The 22150-nt window shown below is 56.7% G+C and carries 21 protein-coding genes and 1 pseudogene; 18 read left to right on the top strand and 4 right to left on the bottom strand.

Features of this window, described 5'->3' with window-relative positions; all coding sequences use genetic code 11:
* The first annotated feature begins 36 nt into the window (after positions 1–36).
* The 3 genes from ACJAXR_RS03385 to djlA are packed head-to-tail and all read left to right on the top strand — an operon-like array spanning position 37 to position 2524.
* On the top strand, positions 37–1056 hold the full coding sequence (locus ACJAXR_RS03385) for an aminoglycoside phosphotransferase family protein (RefSeq protein ID WP_415056817.1): 1020 nt from the start codon (positions 37–39) through the stop codon (positions 1054–1056).
* Positions 1053–1721 carry an N-acetylmuramate alpha-1-phosphate uridylyltransferase MurU gene (gene murU / locus ACJAXR_RS03380; RefSeq protein WP_415056816.1) on the top strand — a complete coding sequence of 223 codons (669 nt, stop codon included), beginning with the start codon at positions 1053–1055 and terminating at the stop codon, positions 1719–1721. The genes ACJAXR_RS03385 and murU overlap by 4 nt, the downstream gene beginning before the upstream one ends.
* Before the next feature lie 5 nt (positions 1722–1726).
* Positions 1727–2524, top strand: coding sequence for a co-chaperone DjlA (djlA, locus tag ACJAXR_RS03375; RefSeq protein WP_415056815.1), 798 nt, complete (start codon positions 1727–1729; stop codon positions 2522–2524).
* On the opposite strand, the gene ACJAXR_RS03370 is transcribed toward djlA, so the two are convergent.
* Positions 2521–3402, bottom strand: coding sequence for a DUF3530 family protein (locus tag ACJAXR_RS03370; protein ID WP_415056814.1), 882 nt, complete (start codon positions 3400–3402; stop codon positions 2521–2523). The two genes, djlA and ACJAXR_RS03370, sit on opposite strands and share 4 nt — an antisense overlap.
* A gap of 95 nt (positions 3403–3497) precedes the next feature.
* Between ACJAXR_RS03370 and rpe the strand changes: the two genes are divergently transcribed.
* From rpe to ACJAXR_RS03330, 8 genes and pseudogenes are all read left to right on the top strand, one after another.
* Positions 3498–4172 carry a ribulose-phosphate 3-epimerase gene (gene rpe / locus ACJAXR_RS03365; protein ID WP_415056813.1) on the top strand — a complete coding sequence of 225 codons (675 nt, stop codon included), beginning with the start codon at positions 3498–3500 and terminating at the stop codon, positions 4170–4172.
* Between the two features lies 1 nt (position 4173).
* Positions 4174–4965, top strand: a pseudogene (locus tag ACJAXR_RS03360) (phosphoglycolate phosphatase).
* A gap of 70 nt (positions 4966–5035) precedes the next feature.
* Positions 5036–6514: an anthranilate synthase component I gene (trpE, locus tag ACJAXR_RS03355; protein WP_415056812.1), complete on the top strand. Its 1479-nt coding sequence runs from the start codon at positions 5036–5038 to the stop codon at positions 6512–6514.
* 10 nt (positions 6515–6524) lie between these two features.
* Positions 6525–7121: an aminodeoxychorismate/anthranilate synthase component II gene (locus ACJAXR_RS03350; RefSeq protein WP_415056811.1), complete on the top strand. Its 597-nt coding sequence runs from the start codon at positions 6525–6527 to the stop codon at positions 7119–7121.
* Positions 7122–7139: 18 nt separating this feature from the next.
* The gene (gene trpD, locus ACJAXR_RS03345; protein WP_415056810.1) at positions 7140–8186 is read left to right on the top strand and encodes an anthranilate phosphoribosyltransferase; all 1047 of its coding nucleotides are present in this window, start codon (positions 7140–7142) and stop codon (positions 8184–8186) included.
* On the top strand, positions 8183–8977 hold the full coding sequence (gene trpC / locus ACJAXR_RS03340; protein WP_415056809.1) for an indole-3-glycerol phosphate synthase TrpC: 795 nt from the start codon (positions 8183–8185) through the stop codon (positions 8975–8977). The genes trpD and trpC overlap by 4 nt, the downstream gene beginning before the upstream one ends.
* A gap of 117 nt (positions 8978–9094) precedes the next feature.
* A complete protein-coding gene (locus ACJAXR_RS03335) occupies positions 9095–9670 on the top strand; it encodes a cytochrome b (protein ID WP_415056978.1) in 576 nt (191 codons plus the stop codon).
* Complete coding sequence (locus ACJAXR_RS03330; protein WP_415056808.1) at positions 9667–10242, top strand: YceI family protein; 576 nt, start codon at positions 9667–9669, stop codon at positions 10240–10242. The genes ACJAXR_RS03335 and ACJAXR_RS03330 overlap by 4 nt, the downstream gene beginning before the upstream one ends.
* Positions 10243–10275: 33 nt before the next feature.
* On the opposite strand, the gene ACJAXR_RS03325 is transcribed toward ACJAXR_RS03330, so the two are convergent.
* On the bottom strand, positions 10276–11172 hold the full coding sequence (locus ACJAXR_RS03325; protein WP_415056807.1) for a LysR family transcriptional regulator: 897 nt from the start codon (positions 11170–11172) through the stop codon (positions 10276–10278).
* 144 nt (positions 11173–11316) lie between these two features.
* Here ACJAXR_RS03325 and ACJAXR_RS03320 point away from each other — a divergent pair, with 144 nt between their 5' ends.
* Positions 11317–12501: an acyl-CoA dehydrogenase gene (locus ACJAXR_RS03320; protein WP_415056806.1), complete on the top strand. Its 1185-nt coding sequence runs from the start codon at positions 11317–11319 to the stop codon at positions 12499–12501.
* Between the two features lie 96 nt (positions 12502–12597).
* A complete protein-coding gene (locus tag ACJAXR_RS03315; RefSeq protein ID WP_415056805.1) occupies positions 12598–13785 on the top strand; it encodes a CaiB/BaiF CoA transferase family protein in 1188 nt (395 codons plus the stop codon).
* 25 nt (positions 13786–13810) lie between these two features.
* Here ACJAXR_RS03315 and ACJAXR_RS03310 read toward each other — a convergent pair whose 3' ends face one another.
* Both ACJAXR_RS03310 and ACJAXR_RS03305 read right to left on the bottom strand, forming a co-directional pair.
* Positions 13811–14584, bottom strand: coding sequence for a universal stress protein (locus ACJAXR_RS03310; RefSeq protein ID WP_415056804.1), 774 nt, complete (start codon positions 14582–14584; stop codon positions 13811–13813).
* 53 nt (positions 14585–14637) lie between these two features.
* Positions 14638–15024: a hypothetical protein gene (locus tag ACJAXR_RS03305; RefSeq protein ID WP_415056803.1), complete on the bottom strand. Its 387-nt coding sequence runs from the start codon at positions 15022–15024 to the stop codon at positions 14638–14640.
* Positions 15025–15223: 199 nt separating this feature from the next.
* Here ACJAXR_RS03305 and ACJAXR_RS03300 point away from each other — a divergent pair, with 199 nt between their 5' ends.
* The 5 genes from ACJAXR_RS03300 (at position 15224) to pgaD (ending at position 21995) form a co-directional block, all read left to right on the top strand.
* Positions 15224–15466, top strand: coding sequence for a hypothetical protein (locus ACJAXR_RS03300; RefSeq protein WP_415056802.1), 243 nt, complete (start codon positions 15224–15226; stop codon positions 15464–15466).
* Between the two features lie 265 nt (positions 15467–15731).
* Complete coding sequence (pgaA, locus tag ACJAXR_RS03295; RefSeq protein WP_415056977.1) at positions 15732–18167, top strand: poly-beta-1,6 N-acetyl-D-glucosamine export porin PgaA; 2436 nt, start codon at positions 15732–15734, stop codon at positions 18165–18167.
* The gene (gene pgaB, locus ACJAXR_RS03290; protein ID WP_415056801.1) at positions 18167–20173 is read left to right on the top strand and encodes a poly-beta-1,6-N-acetyl-D-glucosamine N-deacetylase PgaB; all 2007 of its coding nucleotides are present in this window, start codon (positions 18167–18169) and stop codon (positions 20171–20173) included. The genes pgaA and pgaB overlap by 1 nt, the downstream gene beginning before the upstream one ends.
* Positions 20170–21510, top strand: coding sequence for a poly-beta-1,6-N-acetyl-D-glucosamine synthase (gene pgaC / locus ACJAXR_RS03285; RefSeq protein WP_415056800.1), 1341 nt, complete (start codon positions 20170–20172; stop codon positions 21508–21510). Before pgaB ends, pgaC begins: the two co-directional genes overlap by 4 nt.
* Positions 21507–21995: a poly-beta-1,6-N-acetyl-D-glucosamine biosynthesis protein PgaD gene (pgaD, locus tag ACJAXR_RS03280; RefSeq protein WP_415056799.1), complete on the top strand. Its 489-nt coding sequence runs from the start codon at positions 21507–21509 to the stop codon at positions 21993–21995. The genes pgaC and pgaD overlap by 4 nt, the downstream gene beginning before the upstream one ends.
* The last annotated feature ends 155 nt before the right edge of the window (positions 21996–22150 follow it).

The raw sequence follows: 22150 nt of genomic DNA, 5'->3' as shown, positions 1-22150 counted from the left end.
TGACGCCAGAGCCAGCTTCGGTCGGTATGGGATGAAATGATGGATTCAAGATGGGTGTTGCTTCAAGCCTGGTTGCCTTCGGTATTGGCTCAGGCATACCAGGCACAGGGCTGGGGTGAGGTGGGTGAAGGCCTGCTGGAACCAGCGAGTGCGGATGCCAGTTTTAGGCGATACTTCCGCTGGCGGGATGGCGTGCGCAGTCTGATTATTATGGATGCGCCGCCGGAAAAGGAGGACTCTCGGCCCTTTGTTGAGATAGCCAGTCTGCTGGATAAGGCGGGTGTGCGGACGCCCAGCATCCTAGCTGCGGATCTGGATCAGGGGTTCCTGTTGCTTGATGACATGGGTGCCAGTACCTACCTGCAGACCATTCAGGCCGGCGTCGCTGACGCTGAGCTTGACAGGATGTTCGATACCGCGGTGAGCACGCTGGTGCGCTGGCAATCTAGCAGTCGGCCCGGTGTCTTGTCCGAGTACGACGAGGCGGTCCTGCGCCGCGAGCTGCAGTTGTTTCCAGACTGGTATGTGGCGCGTGAAACGGGCCGTGAACTGACTGCGCCCGAACGGGAAGACTGGGAGGCGCTCTGCCGGCTGCTGCTGGATAGCATTCTGACCGAAGAGAGAGTGTTCGTGCATCGCGATTATATGCCGCGCAATCTGATGACTGGACCGGGCGAGCCTGGCGTGCTGGATTTTCAGGATGCACTCTACGGTCCGATCAGCTATGACATTACCTCACTCTTTGCCGATGCATTCTTTAACTTGCCGCTGGTGCAGCGTGAAGCCTGGCTACATATCTACTGGCTTCGCGCGCGGAAGGCGGGCCTGGGCGTACCGGCAGATTACCCGGCTTTCCTGGGTCAGTCTCGGCTGATGGGTGTGCAGCGGCATCTCAAAGTGCTTGGGATTTTTGCGCGGATATGCCATCGGGACGGCAAGCCGCACTATCTCGCCGACGCGCCACGTTTTATCGGCTATCTGCAAGAAGCCTGTGCTCGGGATATACGTCTGGCTCCGCTGCAGCGTTTGCTGGCCAGTCTGGGGAGGCCGTCATGAAGGCGATGATCCTGGCGGCGGGCAAGGGTGAACGTATGCGGCCACTGACGCTGCATACGCCGAAACCGCTTATTCCTGTGGCGGGCAAACCGCTGATTCAATGGCATATGCAAGCACTGGCCCGCGCCGGCTTGACCGATCTGGTCGTCAATCATGCCTGGCTTGGCGAGCAATTGGTGGCTGCCCTGGGTGACGGCACGCCGTTGGGTGTGCGCATTCAATGGTCCGCCGAGAGCGAGCCGCTGGAAACCGGTGGTGGTGTTCAGCGGGCCCTGTCATTGCTTGGTGGCGAGCCCTTCGTGCTGGTAAATGGCGACATCTGGACTGCATTCGATTTTACCGGTTTGTGCTTGCCACCCGGCAAGCACGCTCACCTGGTGCTGGTCGATAATCCAATACACAAAGCCGTGGGCGACTTTCACCTTGAAGGGGTGCAGGTAAGCAATCCCCTGGAAGGTGCGTCCACTCTGACCTATTCGGGTATCGCGGTGCTCAGTCCTCAGCTCTTTGCCGGATATGAAGCCGGCGCGTTCGCCCTGGCGCCGCTCCTCCGCGCTGCAGCCGACCGGGGTCTGGTCAGTGGTGAGTATTTCTCCGGTATCTGGCTGGACGTGGGTACACCGGAACGCTTGGTCGAGGCCGAGCGCCTGGCTGGGCGAGGCTGACCGGCATGCTGTGGCCTGTCACTATCATCGGTGCGATTATCGGCGCCTGGATCGGCGATGTGCCGGGCGCCATTCTGGGTGCGGTGCTCGGTCACGCGCTGGACCGTCACTGGCGTCTCAAGCGTTGGGCTGAGTTGCCTGAGCGCCTGCGTCAGACCTTTGGCTCGGAGCGCGCGACTTTCGAGCACATTCTTTTTCTGTGTCTGGGCCGTTTAGCCAAGAGCGAGGGACGGGTGTTGCCTGAGCACCTGCAACTGGCTAGGGACCTGATGCAGCATTACCGAATGGATGAATCGGGTCGATTGCAGGCAATGGGCTGGTTCAACCAGGGCAAGGATGCGGGTGATCGATTGACGCCAATGGTACGCAAACTTCTGCGCCGTGAACCGGCCCGAACGGCTGAGTTGCTTGATTGCTGCTGGCGGATGGCGCTGGCAGATGGCGCCTTGGGCCAGCGCGAACGGGAGTTGCTCGATCAGTGGGCTAGCAAGGTGGGTTTCGGCAGTGCCGAGCAGCAGCGAATGCACCAGCGGTATCAGCGCCAACGCAGTGAGCGACAGTCGCGCCAAGCGCCTGTCACCAGCCGCGACAGTTTGAAGGCCGCTGGCCGGCTGCTTGAGGTGGATATCGATGCCAGCCCCGAGGAGATCAAACGGGCGTACCGAAGACAGTTGAGTCGTCACCATCCTGACAAGCTCATTGCTCGCGGTAGCGGCCATCAGGCCGTGGACAATGCAGGCGAGCGGATACATCAGATTCAGGAAGCCTATGAGCGCCTGCGTCGTTACCGCGGATTTCGTTAAGGCTGTTGCGCGACCGCTTTATTCAGCCACCCCTGCAACCGCTTGACGAGCATTTGTTGGCCCAAAGCCGACTGGTCCTGGTGGGGTAGCATAAGCTGTTGATATTGTGTATTGCCCTGTCGGCGAGCATCCAGCTCATGCTTACGGGCACGATTTTTATTGGCTTTGTGCTGGCCATTAAATATCTCGTACACAGGCTTTTTCCATTGCGCCAGGAGTTCCTCGATTCTGGTATCGCTACTGTCGACTCCTAAGGGTGGCCGGGTCTGGTACAGGATCAGCGCGTCAGCATCGACGGACGGTTCGGCGGTGCTGGAAGTTGCATGGAGCGCCCAAAAAGCACCTTCACCTCGGCCGAGTATCACCAGTACCTCGCTACCCTCGGCAGCCAATGCCTGCGCAGCGGCATTGATCCGCCTGGTGGCTAGTGCCTCTCTCTGGGTCGCCAGCTCAATACGCACTGACTCCTCCAGGTTAGAAGCTCCGGTTGGTGCGTTTGGCAGGCTGATCGAGAGGGTATGCCAGCCTAGCGTGCTGAGCTTGCGGCGTGCCGGGCCGGCCAGCTCCGGCCAGTCTGCATGTTCGTTGCGATCGGCAATCAGTAAAATGCCTCCCCGTGGACGCGGCTGCGCCGCAGCCAGAAACAGACCCAGAAAAGTATCGTCGCCGACGTCCAGCTGACGCTGCTCGGCTATGGGCGTGAGCGTGCGCAGGGCTTGTTCTTGACGCTCCGAGCGCGTCGGGCTGGTTACTTGAGCTACTTCTCCGGCGGCTGCTTCGACGTTTTCAGTCGGCTCTTGCGAGTCCTGGGCTTGCACGGTGGCTAGCTGCGCGGCCAGGCCAAGGCACAGATACAAGAAAAGTCGAGAGCGGCGCATATGACGGTAACCTGGGAGAGTAGGCGGGCAGTATAGCAGCGCGGCAAGCACTTGCTGGGTTAGACTAGGTCATCCGTTTACAGCCGAGGTTCGTCATGTTTGATTATGCGATTGCCCCTTCAATTCTCGCCGCCGACTTTGCCCGACTGGGTGAAGAGGTCGGCCAGGTTCTGGCCGCCGGAGCCGATATCGTGCATTTCGATGTGATGGATAATCACTATGTTCCGAATCTGACGATCGGTCCGATGGTATGCAGCGCGCTGCGCAAATACGGCATTACAGCGCCAATTGATGTGCATCTGATGGTCAAGCCGGTCGATCGTATTATTGGTGATTTTATTGATGCCGGTGCGTCGTTTATTACCTTCCACCCTGAAGCCAGTGAGCACATTGACCGCTCGCTGCAACTGATCCGTGAGGGCGGTGCCAAAGCCGGTCTGGTCTTCAATCCCGCCACCTCGCTGGACAGCCTCAAGTACGTCATGGACAAGGTCGATATGGTGCTGTTGATGAGTGTGAATCCGGGTTTCGGCGGACAGAAGTTTATCCCCGGCACGCTGGACAAGCTGCGTGAAGCGCGGGCGTTGATCGAAGCAAGTGGGCGGGATATTCGGTTGGAAGTCGATGGTGGCGTTAATCTACAGAATATTCGTCAGGTAGCCGAAGCGGGTGCAGACACCTTCGTTGCTGGTTCTGCGATATTCAGCCAGCCAGATTACAAGGTTGTGATTGATCAGATGCGTGCCGAGTTGGCCCAGGTAAAGCGTTAAAATGAATTTGCTGCGCACGCTCTATGCAGGGCAATTGCCGGCGTTGGTGATCTTCGATCTGGATGGCACGCTGCTTGATTCGGTGCCGGATCTGGCGGCTGCGGTCGATATTATGCTCGTGCATTGCGGTAGGGCGGCGGCCGGCGCTGAATGTGTGAAGGACTGGGTCGGCAATGGCTCGCAGGTGCTCGTGCGCCGGGCCTTGGCCGGCAGTTTGGATCACTCGGGCGTGGACAATATCGAGGCGGATGAGGCGCATCAGTATTTTCTCCAGGCCTACTCAGGTGAGCATCCGCTGACCCGGGTGTATCCTGGCGCGAGGCCTCTGCTCGACTGGTTACAGCAGGAGGGTGTTCTGATGGCTGTGGCGACCAACAAGCCGGAGCGTTTTGTTGCACCATTACTGGCGGAGAAAGGTCTGAGTAAGTATTTCAGCTGGCTGGTGGGTGGCGATACGTTACCAGCACAGAAGCCAGATCCGATGGCGTTGTACTGGATTATGCAGCGGGCTGGCGTAGAGGCTCACAATACCTTGTTTGTCGGTGACTCGCGCAATGATGTGCTAGCCGCTCGGGCTGCGGCAATAAAGGTGGTAGCCGTCAGTTACGGCTACAATCACGGCGAGCCGATTGCCGCGCAAAACCCGGATTTGCTGGTTGATTCGCTGGACGCGCTCCTATAGTCTTTCCGCCCTGACCTTAAGCCTTTTCGAGACGAATCAGCCGTGTTTGTCAGCAATCGCAAACTGATGAGAGTGATCAAGGCGCTCGCCCGCTGGCGTTGGCGCACCTGATTCTGCCTGCCCGCGCTCGGCGTGGGCCTTTTCCGTTTGTGCGACAATTACCTGCCCCATGAGGCTGATCATGACCCAAGACGAATTCCAACGCCTGGCCCGCCAGGGCTTCAATCGCGTACCGGTAGTACGTGAAGTGCTGGCCGACCTGGATACACCGCTTTCTACTTATCTGAAGCTGGCTGACGCTCCCTATTCCTATTTGCTCGAATCAGTTCAGGGCGGCGAAAAATGGGGGCGATATTCTATTCTCGGATTGCCCGCACGTACCGTATTGCGCGTATATGGCCACAGCGCGCGAGTGCTGGTCGACGACATCGAGGTTGAGCGCTACGAGTGCGAAGATCCGCTGGCCTTTGTCGAAGACTTCAAGGCCCGTTACAAGGTTCCAACTATTCCCGGTCTGCCGCGCTTCAATGGGGGGCTGGTAGGCTACTTCGCCTATGACTGTGTGCGTTATGTAGAGCCACGTCTGGCGCATTGCCCAAATCCCGATCCGCTGAATAACCCTGACATTCTGTTGATGGTGTCCGATGAGGTTGTGGTGTTCGATAACCTTGCAGGCAAGCTGCACGCGATTGTGCTGGCTGATCCGGCCCTGGAAAATGCATTCGAACAGGCCAATGCGCGCCTTGAAGAGCTGCTCGACAGGTTGCGTCAGCCGCTGGCGCAACGCCGTCCGTTGTCCCTGGAGAATCCACCGGATCGGGACATGGACTACCGCGCCAGCTTCACCCGTGAGGATTACGAGCGCGCCGTCGATACCGTCAAAGAATACATCCTGGCCGGCGATTGCATGCAGGTGGTGCCTTCCCAGCGGATGAGCATCGACTTCACTGCTGAACCGATCGACCTGTACCGTGCATTGCGCAGCCAGAATCCGACGCCCTACATGTACTTCTTCAATTTTGGCGATTTCCATGTGGTGGGTAGCTCGCCGGAAGTCCTGGTGCGGGTTGAAGACGGTGAAGTCACCGTCAGGCCGATTGCCGGAACTCGCCCACGAGGCGTCACTGAAGAAGACGATTTGGCACTGGAGCGCGATCTGCTCTCTGACGCCAAGGAGATCGCAGAGCACCTTATGTTGATCGATCTGGGCCGCAACGACGTGGGTCGGGTGGCTAAGATAGGGCAGGTCAAGGTCACCGAGAAAATGGTGATCGAGCGTTATTCCAACGTTATGCACATCGTTTCAAATGTGAAAGGCCAGTTGCTGGATGACTTGAATGCCATGGACGCATTACGTGCGATCTTGCCAGCGGGCACCCTGTCTGGCGCGCCGAAAATACGCGCGATGGAAATCATCGACGAGCTGGAGCCAGTCAAGCGGGGCGTCTACGGTGGCGCGGTTGGCTACTGGGCGTGGAACGGTAATATGGATACGGCTATTGCGATTCGCACTGCAGTGATCAAGAACGGAGAGCTGCATGTACAGGCCGGCGGCGGTATTGTTGCAGATTCGGTGCCGGCGCTGGAATGGGAAGAGACAATAAACAAGCGTCGCGCCATGTTCCGAGCCGTGGCACTGGCCGAACAGTCGGTAGAGTGAGGAGCAAGACATGTTACTGATGATCGATAATTACGACTCCTTTACTTACAACGTAGTGCAGTATCTTGGGGAGCTCGGTGCGGACGTCAAAGTAATCCGCAACGACGAAATGACGATCGCGCAGATTGAAGCACTGGAGCCGGAGCGCATCGTTATCTCCCCGGGTCCTTGTACGCCTAATGAGGCGGGCGTCTCCGTTGAAGTGCTCAGGTATTTTGCCGGCAAACTGCCTATTCTGGGTGTCTGCTTGGGTCACCAGGCGATTGGGCAGGCTTTCGGTGGTGAGGTGGTACGTGCGCGCCACGTCATGCATGGCAAGACCAGTCCGGTATTTCATGCGTCTCAAGGGGTGTTTGCCGGCTTAGCCAATCCGCTGGTGGTTACCCGTTATCACTCGCTCGTGGTGCGAAGTGAACATCTGCCGGACTGTCTTGAAGTGACCGCCTGGACTCAGCATGAAGACGGCTCGGTCGATGAAATCATGGGATTGCGTCATCGCGATTATGTAATTGAGGGCGTCCAGTTTCATCCCGAGTCGATACTGACCGAACAGGGTCACGAGCTGCTCGATAACTTTCTCCAGCAGCAGGGCGGCCAGCGCGGCTGAACGAATCAGGGAGTATGTATGGATATCAAAACAGCATTGGCCCAGGTTGTTGATCATATTGACCTGAGCACTGATGAGATGCGCGATGTTATGCGCGATATCATGACCGGGGCATGCACCGATGCACAAATCGGTGCTTTCCTGGTGGGTCTGCGCATGAAGGGCGAGAGTATTGATGAAATTACCGGGGCGGCAATGGTCATGCGCGAGCTGGCATCCGGCGTATCGGTTCCGGGTGATCGGGTGGTCGATACCTGCGGCACCGGAGGCGACGGCGCTAATATTTTCAATGTCTCCACTGCGGCGGCTCTGGTAGTGGCAGCGGCGGGCGCCAAGGTCGCCAAGCATGGGAATCGCGCGGTATCGGGCAAGAGCGGTAGTGCTGATCTGCTGGAGATCGCGGGCGTCAATCTGAATCTCACACCCGAACAGGTCGGGCGCTGCGTCGATGCCGTGGGCGTTGGCTTTATGTTTGCCCCAGCGCATCACAGTGCCATGAAGCATGCGGTGGGTCCGCGCAAGGAGCTGGGTCTGCGTACCCTGTTCAACATGCTTGGGCCCATGACTAATCCAGCCGGCGTGCGTCACCAGGTAATAGGTGTGTTTACGCAACGGTTGTGCCGGCCAATGGCCGAAGTGCTCAAGCGTCTGGGCAGCGAGCATGTGCTGGTGGTGAGTGCCCATGATGGTTTGGATGAAGTGAGTCTCGCGGCGCCAACCCATGTCGCAGAACTCAAGAACGGCGAGATACTGGAATACGATATCAGCCCCGAAGATCTTGGAATCGCCAGCCGCAGTCTGATTGGTCTGAGCGTAGACGACGCTGCGGGATCACTGGTGTTGATCAACGATGCGCTGGGCAAGCGCAAGACCGAAGCCGGCGAAAAAGCAGCCGACATGATCATCCTTAATGCTGGCGCGGCCTTATACGCCTGTGATCAGGCTGCGACTTTCCTGGAGGGTGTTCAGCTGGCGTCTGATGCATTGCATTCCGGACTTGCCCGAGAAAAGCTTAGCGAGCTCATCGCCTTTACCGAGATTTTTCGCGAGGAAGCAGCGCTATGAGCGTACCGACGATTCTGCAGAACATCATTGCCCGTAAGCACGAGGAAGTAGCCGAACGAAAGGCGCTTATCCCGCTGGCGGAGTTGCAACTGATTGCCGCTAGCGCCGACGCGCCACGTGGTTTTGCCGCTGCTATCAAACGCGCTGCTGCAGCTCGACGCCCAGCGGTGATTGCTGAAATCAAAAAAGCATCTCCGAGCAAGGGTGTTCTGCGCGAACATTTCGTTCCAGCCGAGATCGCAGCCAGCTTCGAAAAGGGCGGCGCAGTCTGCCTTTCCGTGTTGACTGATATCGATTTCTTTCAGGGCAGTGACGATTACTTGCGCCAGGCCAGAGCGGCCTGCAATCTGCCGATTATCCGTAAGGATTTTCTGGTCGACCCTTATCAGGTGGTCGAGGCGCGAGCGATGGGTGCTGATTGTATTCTGCTGATCGCCTCTGCGCTGGGCGATGCTCAGCTCGCGGATCTCGCTGCGGTGGCACGGGAGCAGCGACTGGATGTGCTGGTGGAAGTTCATGACGGCGAAGAGCTGACGCGAGCACTCAAGCTGGATACTCCGCTGATCGGCATCAACAATCGTAACCTGCATACCTTCGAGGTAACCCTCGACACCACGCTGGAATTGTTGCCGCAAGTCCCGGCCGACCGCTTACTAATTACCGAAAGCGGGATTCTCAGTCGCGCGGATGTCGAGCTTATGCTCGCTCATGAGGTTTACGGTTTTCTTGTTGGTGAAGCGTTTATGCGAGCGGCTAATCCGGGCAGCGAGCTGAAGCGGCTATTCTTCTGACTATCTGCCTCAGTGGCGAATGCATCTATTTTTTTGATAACTTCTAGCTAATCATTACGCTTTCAGTTTGCCTGGTTCGATGTGAGAATCATTTCATGTTAATACAGGGCTAGCATGATGCGTGTTAGAAATACGAAAGTGACCTACGGGCTGATGGCTATCAGCTTGCATTGGATCATTGCGCTCGGCGTCATTGGAACTGCCACTCTTGGCCTGTGGATGACCGGTCTGGATTACTACAGCAGCTGGTATCGCAGTGCGCCGTTCTGGCACAAGAGCATAGGCTTCACTCTTGCAGCACTGATCACTCTTCGCCTGCTATGGCGCTGGATCAATCCCAGGCCGGCTCCACTGCCTCACTACAAACGCTGGGAACGTACTTTAGCCAGCGTGGTTCATGGCGCACTCTATATTCTATTGCTCATCATCGTCTTCAGCGGCTATCTGATATCCACTGCTAAAGGGCAGGGTGTCAGCGTTTTTGGCTGGTTCGAAGTCCCTGCATTAATTACTGGACTCCCTTCCCAGGCTGATCGTGCCGGTTTTGTTCACTATTGGCTGGGTGTCAGCTTGCTTGGGTTGGTCGCTTTGCATGCGCAGGGTGCCCTTAAACATCACTTTCTGGATCACGATAATACTTTGCGGCGCATGCTTGGCATGCAGTCGCGCACAACTGGGGAGAGAGACGCATGAAAAAAATAATTGCCAGTATGGCGCTGACCGGGCTAGTCGCCCTGAGCGGTGGATTGCAAGCGGCTGAGTATGCAATCGACAAGGAAGGCCAGCATGCTTTCGTCAACTTCAAGATCAGCCACCTGGGTTACAGTTGGCTGTATGGCGGGTTCAATGATTTTGATGGTTCCTTCACCTGGGATGCTGACAAGCCCGAAGCGAGTTCAGTGAATGTTGTGATCAACACGGCTAGCGTTGATTCCAATCATGCCGAGCGGGACAAGCATTTGCGCAGTGACGACTTCCTGAGTGTTGAGAAGCACCCGCAAGCGACATTCAAGTCGACCGGAGTGCAGATGACCGGTGATGAGACCGCAGATATTACAGGCGATTTGACTCTTAATGGCGTGACACTCCCTGTCGTGCTTGCAGCGCGCTTTATTGGTGAGGGGCAGGATCCATGGGGTGGTTACCGTGCCGGGTTCGAAGGCAGTACCACGTTAAAACTGAAGGACTTTGACATCACCAAGGATCTGGGACCCGCTTCTCAGGAAGTGGAGCTGATCCTGAGCGTTGAAGGCGTTCGCCAGTAAGACGGGTTTGCAGTGCCTGTATTCATATGATGTTCAGGCGGATCGGTATCGGGCCGCTTCTTCCACTATCCAGTCTCGAAATGCTTGCAGAGTGGCAGACTCGGCTTTTCGTTCAGGAATCACCAAGTGGTAGGCGTGATCGCTGTCGAAGCTGTGCATGCACGGGGTAATCAGGCTGCCACTGTCCAGTTCGTCGCGAATTAGAAAGGGTGGAATCAGCGCAACTCCCATGCCATGTGTTGCCGCCTTGGCAAGCATCGAAAACAGCTCCAGTCGGGTTCCATTCAGATCATGCTCTACGCGCATGTCCAGAGAACCAAACCAGTGCCGCCAGGCATAGGGTCGGGTTGTTTGCTGCAGCAGCGGTAACTGGGCAATCTGTTCGGGCGTCAATTGCGTTTGCGGAGCAATCAATTGTGCACTGCAAACGGGTATTGGTGATTCCTTCATCAGAAAGTGTGCTTCGGTGCCCGACCAGTCACCATCACCAAAATAGATTGCTGCATCGAACTCCGTGTCTGCGAAGAGGAAGGGTCGTGTGCGATTGGTCAGGTTGACGGAAACGTGGGGATGTTTACGTAAAAAATCGCCGAGACGTGGTAGCAGCCATTGGGTGCTGAACGTCGGGACAGCGGCCAACTCCAAGGTAGCCGTGCCCTGATTGCCCATGACTGAGAGCGTATCTCGTTCCACCGCATCAAGCCGGCTGCTTATTTGGCGGCTGTACGTCAGACCAGCCTCGGTCAGTTTGACACCGCGTCGAGTGCGCCGAAACAACTGCACATCCAGGAACCCTTCCAGATTGGCTATCTGGCGACATACTGCGCTTTGGGTCAATGAGAGTTCTTCGGCTGCTTTAGTAAAGCTTTCATGGCGGGCCGAGGACTCGAAACAGACTAAGGCCTGTGTAGGTGGTATTTTGCGACGCAAAGCAAAGCTCTCCTTTTTACGGAATTCCAAAATAGCACACACGGCTGAGAAAAACGCGTTTGCTGTAAGCGCTGCACAGGTCTAATCTTAGTCCATTAAATACGCCCGCTGGCGTTCCTGTTCTATCATTATCACGGAGTTCACATGGCCGAATCCAAAGCACAGTTCAACTGGGTCGATCCCCTTCTGCTCGAGCAGCAGCTTACTGAAGAAGAGCGCATGGTGCGTGATACGGCCGCTGCATACTGCAACGAAAAGCTGATGCCGCGCGTGCTTGAGTCTTTCCGCCATGAGCAGACTGACGCAGCGATCTTTCGCGAGATGGGCGATCTCGGTTTGCTTGGCGCAACGATTCCCGAGGAATACGGCGGCAGCGGCCTTAACTACGTCTGTTATGGACTGATTGCACGCGAAGTAGAGCGTGTCGATTCCGGCTACCGGTCGATGATGAGTGTCCAGTCCTCACTGGTAATGGTGCCGATCAATGAGTTTGGTAGCGAAGAGCAGAAGCAAAAGTATCTGCCCAAGTTGGCCAGCGGTGAGTTCATCGGCTGTTTTGGTCTGACCGAGCCCGACCACGGATCCGATCCAGGCTCGATGGTTACCCGTGCTAAGAAAGTCGATGGCGGCTACAAGCTGAACGGCGCAAAGATGTGGATTACCAATAGTCCTATCGCGGATGTGTTCGTGGTCTGGGGCAAGACCGAGGATGATGTTATCCGCGGCTTCATTCTGGAAAAAGGTTGGAAGGGTCTTAGCGCTCCGGCGATCAAAGGTAAGGTTGGCCTGCGTACCTCAATCACTGGTCAGATAGTCATGGAAGATGTATTTGTCCCAGAAGAAAATATGCTTCCTGGGGTAACGGGTCTGAAAGGCCCGTTCACATGCCTCAACTCCGCTCGCTACGGTATTTCGTGGGGCGCACTCGGCGCTGCCGAATTCTGCTGGCACACCGCCCGCCAGTACACACTCGACCGCAAGCAGTTTGGCCGTCCGCTGGCGCAGACTCAGTTGATTCAGAAGAAGCTGGCTGATATGCAGACCGAGATCACTATGGCTCTGCAGGGTTGCTTGCGTCTGGGTCGCATGAAGGACGAGGGGACTGCTGCGGTAGAAATTACCTCGATGATGAAGCGTAACTCTTGTGGCAAGTCACTGGATATCGCTCGCGTTGCGCGTGACATGCTCGGTGGCAACGGCATCTCCGATGAATACGGTGTGATCCGTCACGTGGTTAACCTTGAGGTCGTCAACACCTATGAAGGCACACACGATGTACACGCATTGATTCTGGGTCGTGCCCAAACGGGCTTGCAGGCGTTCTTCTAAGCAATAATATTGCATCATGAACGACGACGGGGCTGGTGGACAGGTAACTGACCGCCGGCCCCGTTTCGTTTGGGAGCTCAATCGGGAGTCTCGGAAATGGCCGACGCATTGGCTGGGTTGAAAGTACTGGATCTTTCCCGCGTGCTGGCGGGTCCCTGGGCTGGGCAGATGCTCGCGGACCTTGGCGCGGATGTAGTCAAGATAGAGCGCCCGGGCTGCGGTGACGATACCCGTGCCTGGGGGCCGCCTTATTTGCAGGATCAGAATGGGCAAGATACGTCGGAGGCGGCTTATTACTTGTCGGCAAATCGTAACAAGCGCTCGCTGGCAGTGGATTTCACCCAGTCGCAGGGCCAAGAGACGGTCCGGCAACTGGTCGCTGGCGCTGATGTACTGATAGAAAATTTCAAGGTGGGCGGTCTTGCTGTTTACGGATTGGACTATGCAAGCCTGGCTGCGATCAACCCGCGGCTGATTTATTGCTCGATAACCGGTTTTGGTCAGGACGGGCCCTATGCAGCTCGGGCCGGTTACGACTTCATGATTCAGGCGGTTGGCGGGCTTATGAGTGTAACCGGCAAGGCTGATGACGAGGCGGGTGGCGGACCGGTCAAGGTGGGCGTAGCGGTAACCGATATTCTCACCGGTCTGTACGCGAGCAACGCAGTTTTGGCTGCATTAGCGGAGCGTGAACGCAGCGGGAAGGGGCAGCACATCGATCTGGCGCTTCTGGATGTGCAGGTGGCTTGCTTGGCTAATCAGGCTTTAAATTACCTGACCACTGGAAAGACGCCCGGCCGCATGGGTAACTCCCACCCCAATATTGTCCCCTACCAGGACTTTCCCAGCGCCGATGGTGACTTTATCCTGACTATAGGTAATGACGGGCAGTTTGCTCGTTTTTGTGCTGTCGCCGGGCACCCGGAATGGTCAGACGATCCGCGTTTTGCGACCAATGTGCAGCGCGTTGGTCACCGCGAGGTACTCATACCATTGATTCGTCAGGTGACGGTCTTTCGTACTACGGCGCAATGGGTAGCGGATCTCGGCGCGGCCGGCGTTCCGTGTGGGCCGATCAACAATCTGGCCGAGGTGTTCGACGATCCGCAAGTACGCGCCCGAGGCTTGAGGGTCAGCATGGATCACCCGCTTAGTGGTAAGGTCGATCTGGTAGCCAACCCGATAAAGCTTTCCCGCACGCCGGTGCGCTACCGCTCTGCACCACCGCTGCTCGATCAGCACGCCGCAGAGGTCTTGTACGACTGGCTTGGTCTCAGCGTTTGAGATCGCCGGCGATACGGGTTGGTAATCAGGGAATCAGAATCACCGGGTTGTGACTTTCACGGGCCACGTATTCGGCAACGCTGCCCAGCGGCAATTCGCTGATGGGTGTGGCGCCACGCTTGCCGATTATGAGCAACGTCACCTCCTCCTGTTGTGCGGCCTGCACGATTTCCTTGCCCGGCGAGCCTTTCAGCCGTTGCACAGACACGCTGCTGTATTCATCACCAAGCCCATCGAGCCTATCGGTGGGATAAGTTTTGCCCTCATCCACCCAGGCCACCAGGCCTTGGCCGCCCCTATCCATGAAGGATCGGAAGCATGTTTCGGCGTTCTGGCAGGAAGTGGAACCGTCGGTGGCTAGCATGACGGTTCCGTCGGGTTCGGCCACCTTGCTGTCCATAGGCAGAATCAATAATGGGATACGGGTCATTCGTGCCAGATTCAGAGCGACATTGCCGCGAAAGAGTTCGCGTCCTGAAGAGTGGCTGCGGTTGAGCGCTATCACCAGATCGGCTTTGACTTTGCGCGCCGCATCCAGCAGTTCCGACGCGGCAAAGCCATGGCGCAAGCGATAATCTACTTCCAGATTCAACTCCGAGGCCAATTGTTCGGCGAGCTTTTTCAGCCGCCCCTCGATGGCTCCTTCACTGTCCTCGATATGCTGGCGACGATGCGTTTCGATCACATGCACCAGGGTCAATTGCCTCAGGCCTAGCAGTCTGACGGCGGCCGGCAGATGGTCGAGCGTCTTTTCCCAGCCGTCGGAATAATCAACGCTTAGAATGCAATGTTTCAGCATGGATAAAAGCTCCTTGTAAGGGTAAAGCGTGGCCCTGCGTTCCGGTCCGATTTTTATGGGAGGGGTTCCAGGTCCGCGCAGTTTTTGGACAACCAAGTGGATACCGAATTGTATTCGATAGCGACGGGCTGATTTTTAGCTAGCTCCGGTATCGCGGGCGGCCTCTGCCAGGAATCCATTCTCATGGCACCGGTACCGGTGAAGCTGGAGCGCATTTCACGGCGGCTGACTATCGTCAATTCGCCCTGCATCTCGCCGGCGTATCCTTCGCTTCCGGCGCAACTGCCGGCGATGGCCAGGAGCGCATCCTGACCATTGATAAGCGTGGTCGACTGGTGCTGCCACAAGCCCGGCTCTGGCTTCGGAGACAGTGTCTCTGCCTGTGCCGTGGCGAGGGTCGAGAGCGCGGCGAGCACAGCCAAACAGCGGCTGCGTTTCATAGGTCGGTCTCCTTGGGGCAAGCCATTACTCAGACTATAGACTGCCCGGCCATATCCAACCAACAATCGCTAAACAGTGCATGGCAAATAAAAGCCGCTTCTATGTGTAACCAGGCAAGACAATGACCGGACATTCCAGTTGGAATGTCTATACTTCTGTTGCTCCATCACCAATCCCATAGCACAAGAGGTACTGGATATGCGACGTTTAACCCTGTTTTTGGCCGCGGCTGTGATCAGCACACCGCTGTTTGCGATGCACTGTCCGGCTGATATGGCCAAGATTGATGCGCAGCTTGAGAATAATCCGCCGAGCGACCCTGTAGTTCTGGAACAAGTGCGCAGCCTGCGTGAAGAAGGGCAGGCACTGCACGAGGCTGGCAAGCATTCGGAGTCTGTCGAGGTGCTGGGTCAGGCCAGGGCTTTGTTGCTGGAAGAGTAGGCAGCGCTGTATCTGGCGCGTAAGTAGTCTCTTGATCAGACAAATGGGTCACCTTGGGCGGTGACCTGCTTGTTATGGGCCGCCAAATAAATCTCTTTATGTGCCGCATTTGTAGTCGCGTGTCAATTTTCCACGATTTTGGCTGGACACTCTCTAATATCATAGTAAGATTTTAACAATACCAATAAGCCATCACTGTTCCTGTGACTGGTTTTTAATGATATCTGCGCGAGAGAGGTGAGTAATTGATTTGCTCAGTAACTTAGTGGGGAAGAGAATTGTTGCTTGCTGGTTTTCCTTCGGCTTGTATTTCTTTTCCTGCCTTGCATTAGCCGGTCAGTCCTATAGCGATCTGATTGAGCAAGCACGCCTTGGCGAACACCAGCCTGCGCTCGATTATCTGCGTCAGCTACCTGCGTTGACCCCGAAACAACAAATCGATCTTCTACTGATTGCCAGCTGGGCTGGTGAAGATGAAGACGTGTTGCGGCTTTATCAAGCCAATCCCGCCGTTTTTGAAAAAAATACTGATGCTGTCGCGGCAATGGCGCGCATTCGGCGCAATCGAGGTGAATGGGATGAAGCCCTTAACGGCTTCCTGCTCGCTCGCTCTCTGGCACCAATGCGGTCGGACCTGCTGCAGGCGCAGCTGATGACGATGGCTGATATGGGGCAGGCGCCAGCCGCCATCAAACGTGCCCGGGCCTGGACCGATCAGGCTCCCAGGCAGTTGGAAGCGCGTCTTGCGCTGGGTTACGCATTGATGCGTGACTGGCAGCAGCACGCCTCGCTGGCAGAGTATGACCGGGCATGGCAATGGGCTCCAAGTCGTCGCGACGTGCTACGTGAATATCTGTTTGCCCTGCAGCGGGCGGGCCTGCCAGTGCTGGCATTGGGCATCGCTGAGCAGCATCCGGAGCTGCTGGGTGAAGAGGAGCTGCGTACCATGCGCGCAGATGCCCTGGCCGAGCGCGTGCGTCTGGCAGATACCTCCAGCCGCTCTGAAGCCGAGCGCTTTGTGATTGCCGATCGGGCGCTGGCCGAGGCCGACGCGATGATCCTGGAATGGAAAGCGTTACCTGAGGCGAAGGCTGATCTCTTGCGCGTGCGCGTGGACCGCATGGGTGCGCTGCATGATCGCGTGTATATGCAAGACGTCGTCGATGAGTTCTATGCGCTTAAAGATATGCAGGTCGCCTTGCCGCCTTACGCATTGCGCTGGGCTGCCAGCGCGATGCTCTATCTGCGCCAGCCTGAACCGGCTGTGGAGCTTTACCGTCAGGTGATTGCTGGCAGAAATGACAAGGACCAAGACTGGGTGAGTGATCACCAGAGCCTATACTATGCACTGATAGAAAGTGAGCAGCTGGAAGAGGCGGACCAGCTCAGCAAGCAGCTGGCTGAGGCCCTGCCGGCGCGCATCTATCCTTTGGGTTTGCCCCAGGGACGAGCAAACAATAACTGGCTCGACAGCCAGGCCCTGGTCGGCAATAACGCGCTTTACCGTGACAACCTGCAGGCAGCTCAGCAGGCTTTCGAGGGGCTGTCCGATGCGGCTCCTGGCAACGTGTCGTTGCGCACCAGTCGTGCCAGCGTCTACACGGCGCGGGGTTGGCCACGGCGCGCTGAACAGCAGTTGAAAATAGCTGAGAGCACTGCGCCCAGAATGGCAGAAGTCGAGGCGTCACAGGCGACCAATGCCTTGGCACTGCAGGAGTGGCGTCAGGTTGACCTGCTGGCGGATGACCTGGTCGAACGCTTTCCAGAAAATCTCCGCGCGCAACGTGTGGATCGGCTGCGTGATGTACATCACATGGCCGAGTTACGCATCGCCGGCTACCGCGGTAGAAGTTCTGACGACAGCGCGTCCGGTAGCGGTGACTTTGGCCTGGAAACGGCCTTATATACTTCACCGTTCAAGGAGGATTGGCGGGCTTTTGCGGGCGCAGGTACTGGCCGGGGTGAGTTCCTGGAAGGCGATGCCCGGCATGATTGGTTGCGCGCCGGACTTGAGCGTCGTATTCGCAACCATACCTTGGAGGCAGAAGTCTCCAGTCATGAGTACGGTTTTGGCCGCCGCGCAGGCGCTCGATTGGCCGGCGTTCATGACGTCAACGATATCTGGCAGTACGGCTGGTCTGCCGAACTGCTCTCCGGCTCAACACCGCTTCGCGCACTCAACAGTAATGTCGATGCCGACAGCCTGTCCGCTTACGCCCGCTGGCGAGAAAGCGAGCGTCGTGAAATCAGCCTGTCGATCCTGCCCGTGCTCTTCAGTGACGGTAACGACCGGCTAAGCCTTGTGCTTAATGGTAATCAGCGACTGTTTACTGCCCCGCGTATGAAGGTGGATGCCGGGCTGGAGCTGTCGACTAGCCGCAACAGTCAGGGTGGGGAAGGCCCCTACTTCAATCCGGAATCGGATGTCAGCGTGTTCTCTACGCTGAATCTGTCGCACGTTCTGCATCGCCGCTACGAGTCAGTCTGGAGCCAGGACCTGCAGTTCGGGTTGGGTTACTACGACCAGCGCGACTTTGGTGGCGGTGGTATGGGTCTGATCGGCTATGGGCAGCGGCTACGTATGAATGACGTGTTCGACAGCGGCTTTCTGTTGTCTGCTTTGAGCAGACCCTATGATGGGGAGCGCGAGCAAGAATACAGACTTGTCTTCGATATCAACTTCCGATTCGAGGGGCTGTGATGATATTGCTCAGGCGAATATTCCTGTTATTGACCCTGTTGCTCGGCTCAGCCTGCGCACAACAGCCGCTGCCGTTCACGCCACCGCAAGACCGGCCTGAAACTGGTCGGGAGGCGCCATGGCCGGAAAATCATGTGCTTGCCCTGGCTTACCATGATGTGCAGGACGCTGATCCGGATAATACGTTTCTTTCTGTTCGTACGCTCAATCTACTCGACCAGCTTGCCTGGTTGCGCGAGAGCGGCTATCAGGCCGTCTCGATCGATCAGATTCTGCAGGCGCGCGAAGGGGGCGCTGTTCTTCCGGAAAAAGCCATATTGCTTAGCTTCGATGATGGCTTCAGTAGTTTCCGCGAGCGGGTTCTGCCGTTATTGAGGGCCTATCAATGGCCGGCAGTATTCTCGCCGGTAGGCGTTTGGATGGACACTCCAGCCGATCGGATGGTTGATTTTGGTGGTGTTCCAGTTCCCCGGGAGCGTTTCGCTACCCGTGCGCAGATTCGCGAGGTTGCCGCTTCGGGCTTAGTGGAAATAGGCGCCCATACTGACAATCTGCACTTTGGAACTCTGGCTAACTCTCAGGGTAACCAGTTGCCAGCGGCGGCCAATCGGCTATATGACCCGCTGACGGCTCAATACGAAACGGCTGAGGCCTACCGGGCACGCCTTGAAACCGACGTTCAGCGGGTCAGCCAGAAAATACGCGAGGTCACCGGCCGCAGCCCAAGAGTCTGGGTATGGCCCTACGGTGCGGCCAACGGCATGGCGCTGGAGGTACTGGACAAGAACGGCTATCAGATGGCGTTAACGCTGGAAGGTGGCTTGGCGACAGTGCAAAGCTTGCGTGATACCGGGCGCCACCTGATCGGAGAAGACCCGTCGACCCAGAGCTTTGCCGCCGCTATTAGCGCAATGCAGGACGAACCGGCGATGCGCGTTGCGCATGTGGATCTGGATTACGTCTTTGATGCCGACCCGGTGCAGATGGAGGCTAACCTGGGCTTGCTGGTCCAGCGCATTGCCGACCTGCGGATCAATACTGTCTTCCTTCAAGCCTATGCCGATCCCAAAGGTGATGGCACTGTCAAGGAACTGTATTTCCCCAACCGCCATCTGCCTATGCGTGCTGACCTGTTCAATCGGGCGGCTTGGCAGTTGCGCACGCGTGCCGGCGTTAACATCTATGCCTGGATGCCGGTCTTGAGTTTCGACCTAGATCCGGCATTGCCGCGCGTGACAGCGATTGATCCCGCTGGAGATGTCGATGCGGCAGTGAATCCAGTGCAGTATCAGCGACTTTCACCTTTTGACCCGACGGTGCGCAAACAGATCGGCGAGATCTATGAGGACTTGGCCGGGCATTCCAGCTTTAAGGGTCTGCTGTTCCACGATGACGCATTGCTTTCCGACTTTGAGGATGCCGGCAGCGCAGCGCGTCAGGCATATGCTGCCGCCGGTCTGAATCCGGATCTGACCGCTTTGCGCGCCGACTCTGAGCAGATGGCCGCCTGGACACGTTTCAAAAGCCAGTATCTCATCGACTTCACTCTAGAGTTGGCCGACAAGGTAAAAGCCATCCGCGGACCGCAGGTAAAAACAGCGAGAAATATCTTTGCTATGCCAATCCTTGAGCCGCAAAGCGAGGCCTGGTTCGCGCAGAACATGCATGATTTTCTGAAGCATTACGACTGGACCGCGATCATGGCCATGCCCTTGATGGAGGGTGTCAGCAAGGCAGATTCGCAAGCCTGGTTGTCGCGCTTGGTGCGCGAGGTCAAGCAGTATCCCGGGGCGCTTGATAAGACCCTGTTCGAGCTTCAGGCGCGTGACTGGCGGGCAGGTCAGGAAGGTCCGATAGATAGCGATTTGTTGGTGAGCTGGATGCGTCGTTTGCAATGGGAGGGTGTGCGCCACTTTGGCTATTACCCGGATGATTTCCATACCGATAACCCGCGTCTTGAGCTGGTACGTCCGGCGTTGTCAAATGCATGGAGTACCCAGCGATGAGAGAACGGACATTGGCCATCCTGGTCTTGGTGCTGGTGTTGCTCGGTCCTTTGGGAGTGGCCCTAGTTCTGACTGGAACCTTGCTGCTTAACTTCGTATTTTTCTATCCGTTGTTGATGTCGGCACTGTGGATCGCCGGGGGGGTCTATTTCTGGCTGCACTGGGAACGCAAGTGGCCTTGGTCGCGTGAGGGTGATGTACCAGCCCCGGAGCTGCTGGGCAGTCCACTGGTATCCATATTGATCCCCTGCTTCAACGAAGGCCCCCAAGTGGCTGAAACCGCCACCGCGGCGTTGGCTCAACGCTATCTCAATATTGAAGTGGTCGCGATTAATGATGGCTCGACGGATGACACGGGCGACATCCTCAATGAGCTTGCTCGGCAATACCCGCTTTTGCGCGTGGTGCACCTGGCCAAGAATCAGGGCAAGGCGGTGGCTCTGCGCATGGGGGCATTGGCCGCTCGCAGCGAATATCTGGTATGCATTGATGGTGACGCGCTATTGGCTGAAGATGCTGTAGCCTACCTGGTGGCGCCGCTGATCGAAAATCCTCGCGTCGGAGCGGTGACCGGTAATCCGCGTATCCGCACACGTTCAACGTTGATAGGTCGGATTCAGGTGGGCGAGTTTTCCTCGATCATCGGTTTGATAAAGCGCACTCAGCGCGTATATGGCCGGGTATTTACCGTTTCTGGCGTGGTAGCTGCTTTTCGTCGTAGTGCGCTGGATCGGGTTAAGTATTGGAGTCCGGATATGATCACTGAGGATATCGATATCAGCTGGAAGTTACAGTTGGATCATTGGTCGATATTCTACGAGCCTCGCGCACTGTGCTGGATCTTGATGCCTGAAACCTTGCGCGGCCTTTGGAAGCAGCGTCTGCGATGGTCGCGGGGCGGAGCAGAGGTCCTGCGTAAGAACATTGCCAGTATCTGGAAGTGGCGTTTTCGTTACATGTGGCCGTTACTTATCGAGTTTTGTCTGTCCGCCTTATGGGCGTTCACTTTCGCCATTACTATTGTATTGTGGGCATTGGGGTTGATTTTCGTGCTTCCTGAAAATCTTCAGGTGGTGCGCATTGTTCCCCCTGGGTTCACCGGTTTGGTACTGGCGTGCGTTTGTCTTATGCAGTTCAGCCTAAGTCTGGTCATTGAGCGGCGTTACGAGGAGCGGCTGGGTCGTACCTTATTCTGGATCATATGGTATCCATTGGTGTTCTGGACGATCACGTTGTCCACCACCTTGGCGAGTTTTCCTAAAGTCATGCTCAAGCCGCGGCAAGAGCGTGCACGCTGGACCAGTCCGGATCGTGGCATAGCAAGGAGCGACGCATGAATCTGATCCGTACCCCAAGGCATTGGCTGCCCCGGCTGTTTGACATCACCCTTACCCTGATCGCCTGGGTGGTATTTGCCTGGCTGTTATATAACGGGATCATTGAGCTGATAGCGGATCAGCGGCAGGGTCCACGAATTGATACGGACACACAAATTCTCTCAGGGCTGAACAGCTTGCTTTTATATTTGGTCCTGGGTCTGTTGGTTGCCTGCATTCTGATTGTCTGGGCGAAATACCGAAAGAAACAGGCGGCGGGGTTCGAGCGTCGCAAGCGCGTTCCCATTATGAGCGATGCAAGCTTGTCGAGCAGCTTTGGAGTGGATCCGCGGTTATTGAAGCTGATTCAGAAGCAGCAGGTGCTGACGGTACACAATGATGATGAGGGTCATTTTTTATCGGTTGAAATGCCTGAATTGAAGAAGCATTACGCGGCTCGAAAGAAGCAGGTAAAGTCGGCGTTGTTTACCGAGCCGCCTGTTTAACAGGGCGCTGACCAACGGTATCGTCACAACGAAAAACCGTTTTGCTACTTGATTAGGAACAAAAACGGGCCCGTTCAGGCCCGTTTTTTATACTGCGACATCGCTCTCATCGACCGAACAGAGCCGGTTTTTCGCGTTGTGGACGGTTGCCGGCC

Origin of the sequence: Halopseudomonas sp., assembly GCF_047631575.1 — a bacterium.
Classification (GTDB): domain Bacteria; phylum Pseudomonadota; class Gammaproteobacteria; order Pseudomonadales; family Pseudomonadaceae; genus Halopseudomonas.
The sequence above is the reverse complement of the archived record's forward strand: the minus strand, read 5'-3'. Positions and strand labels throughout refer to the sequence as shown.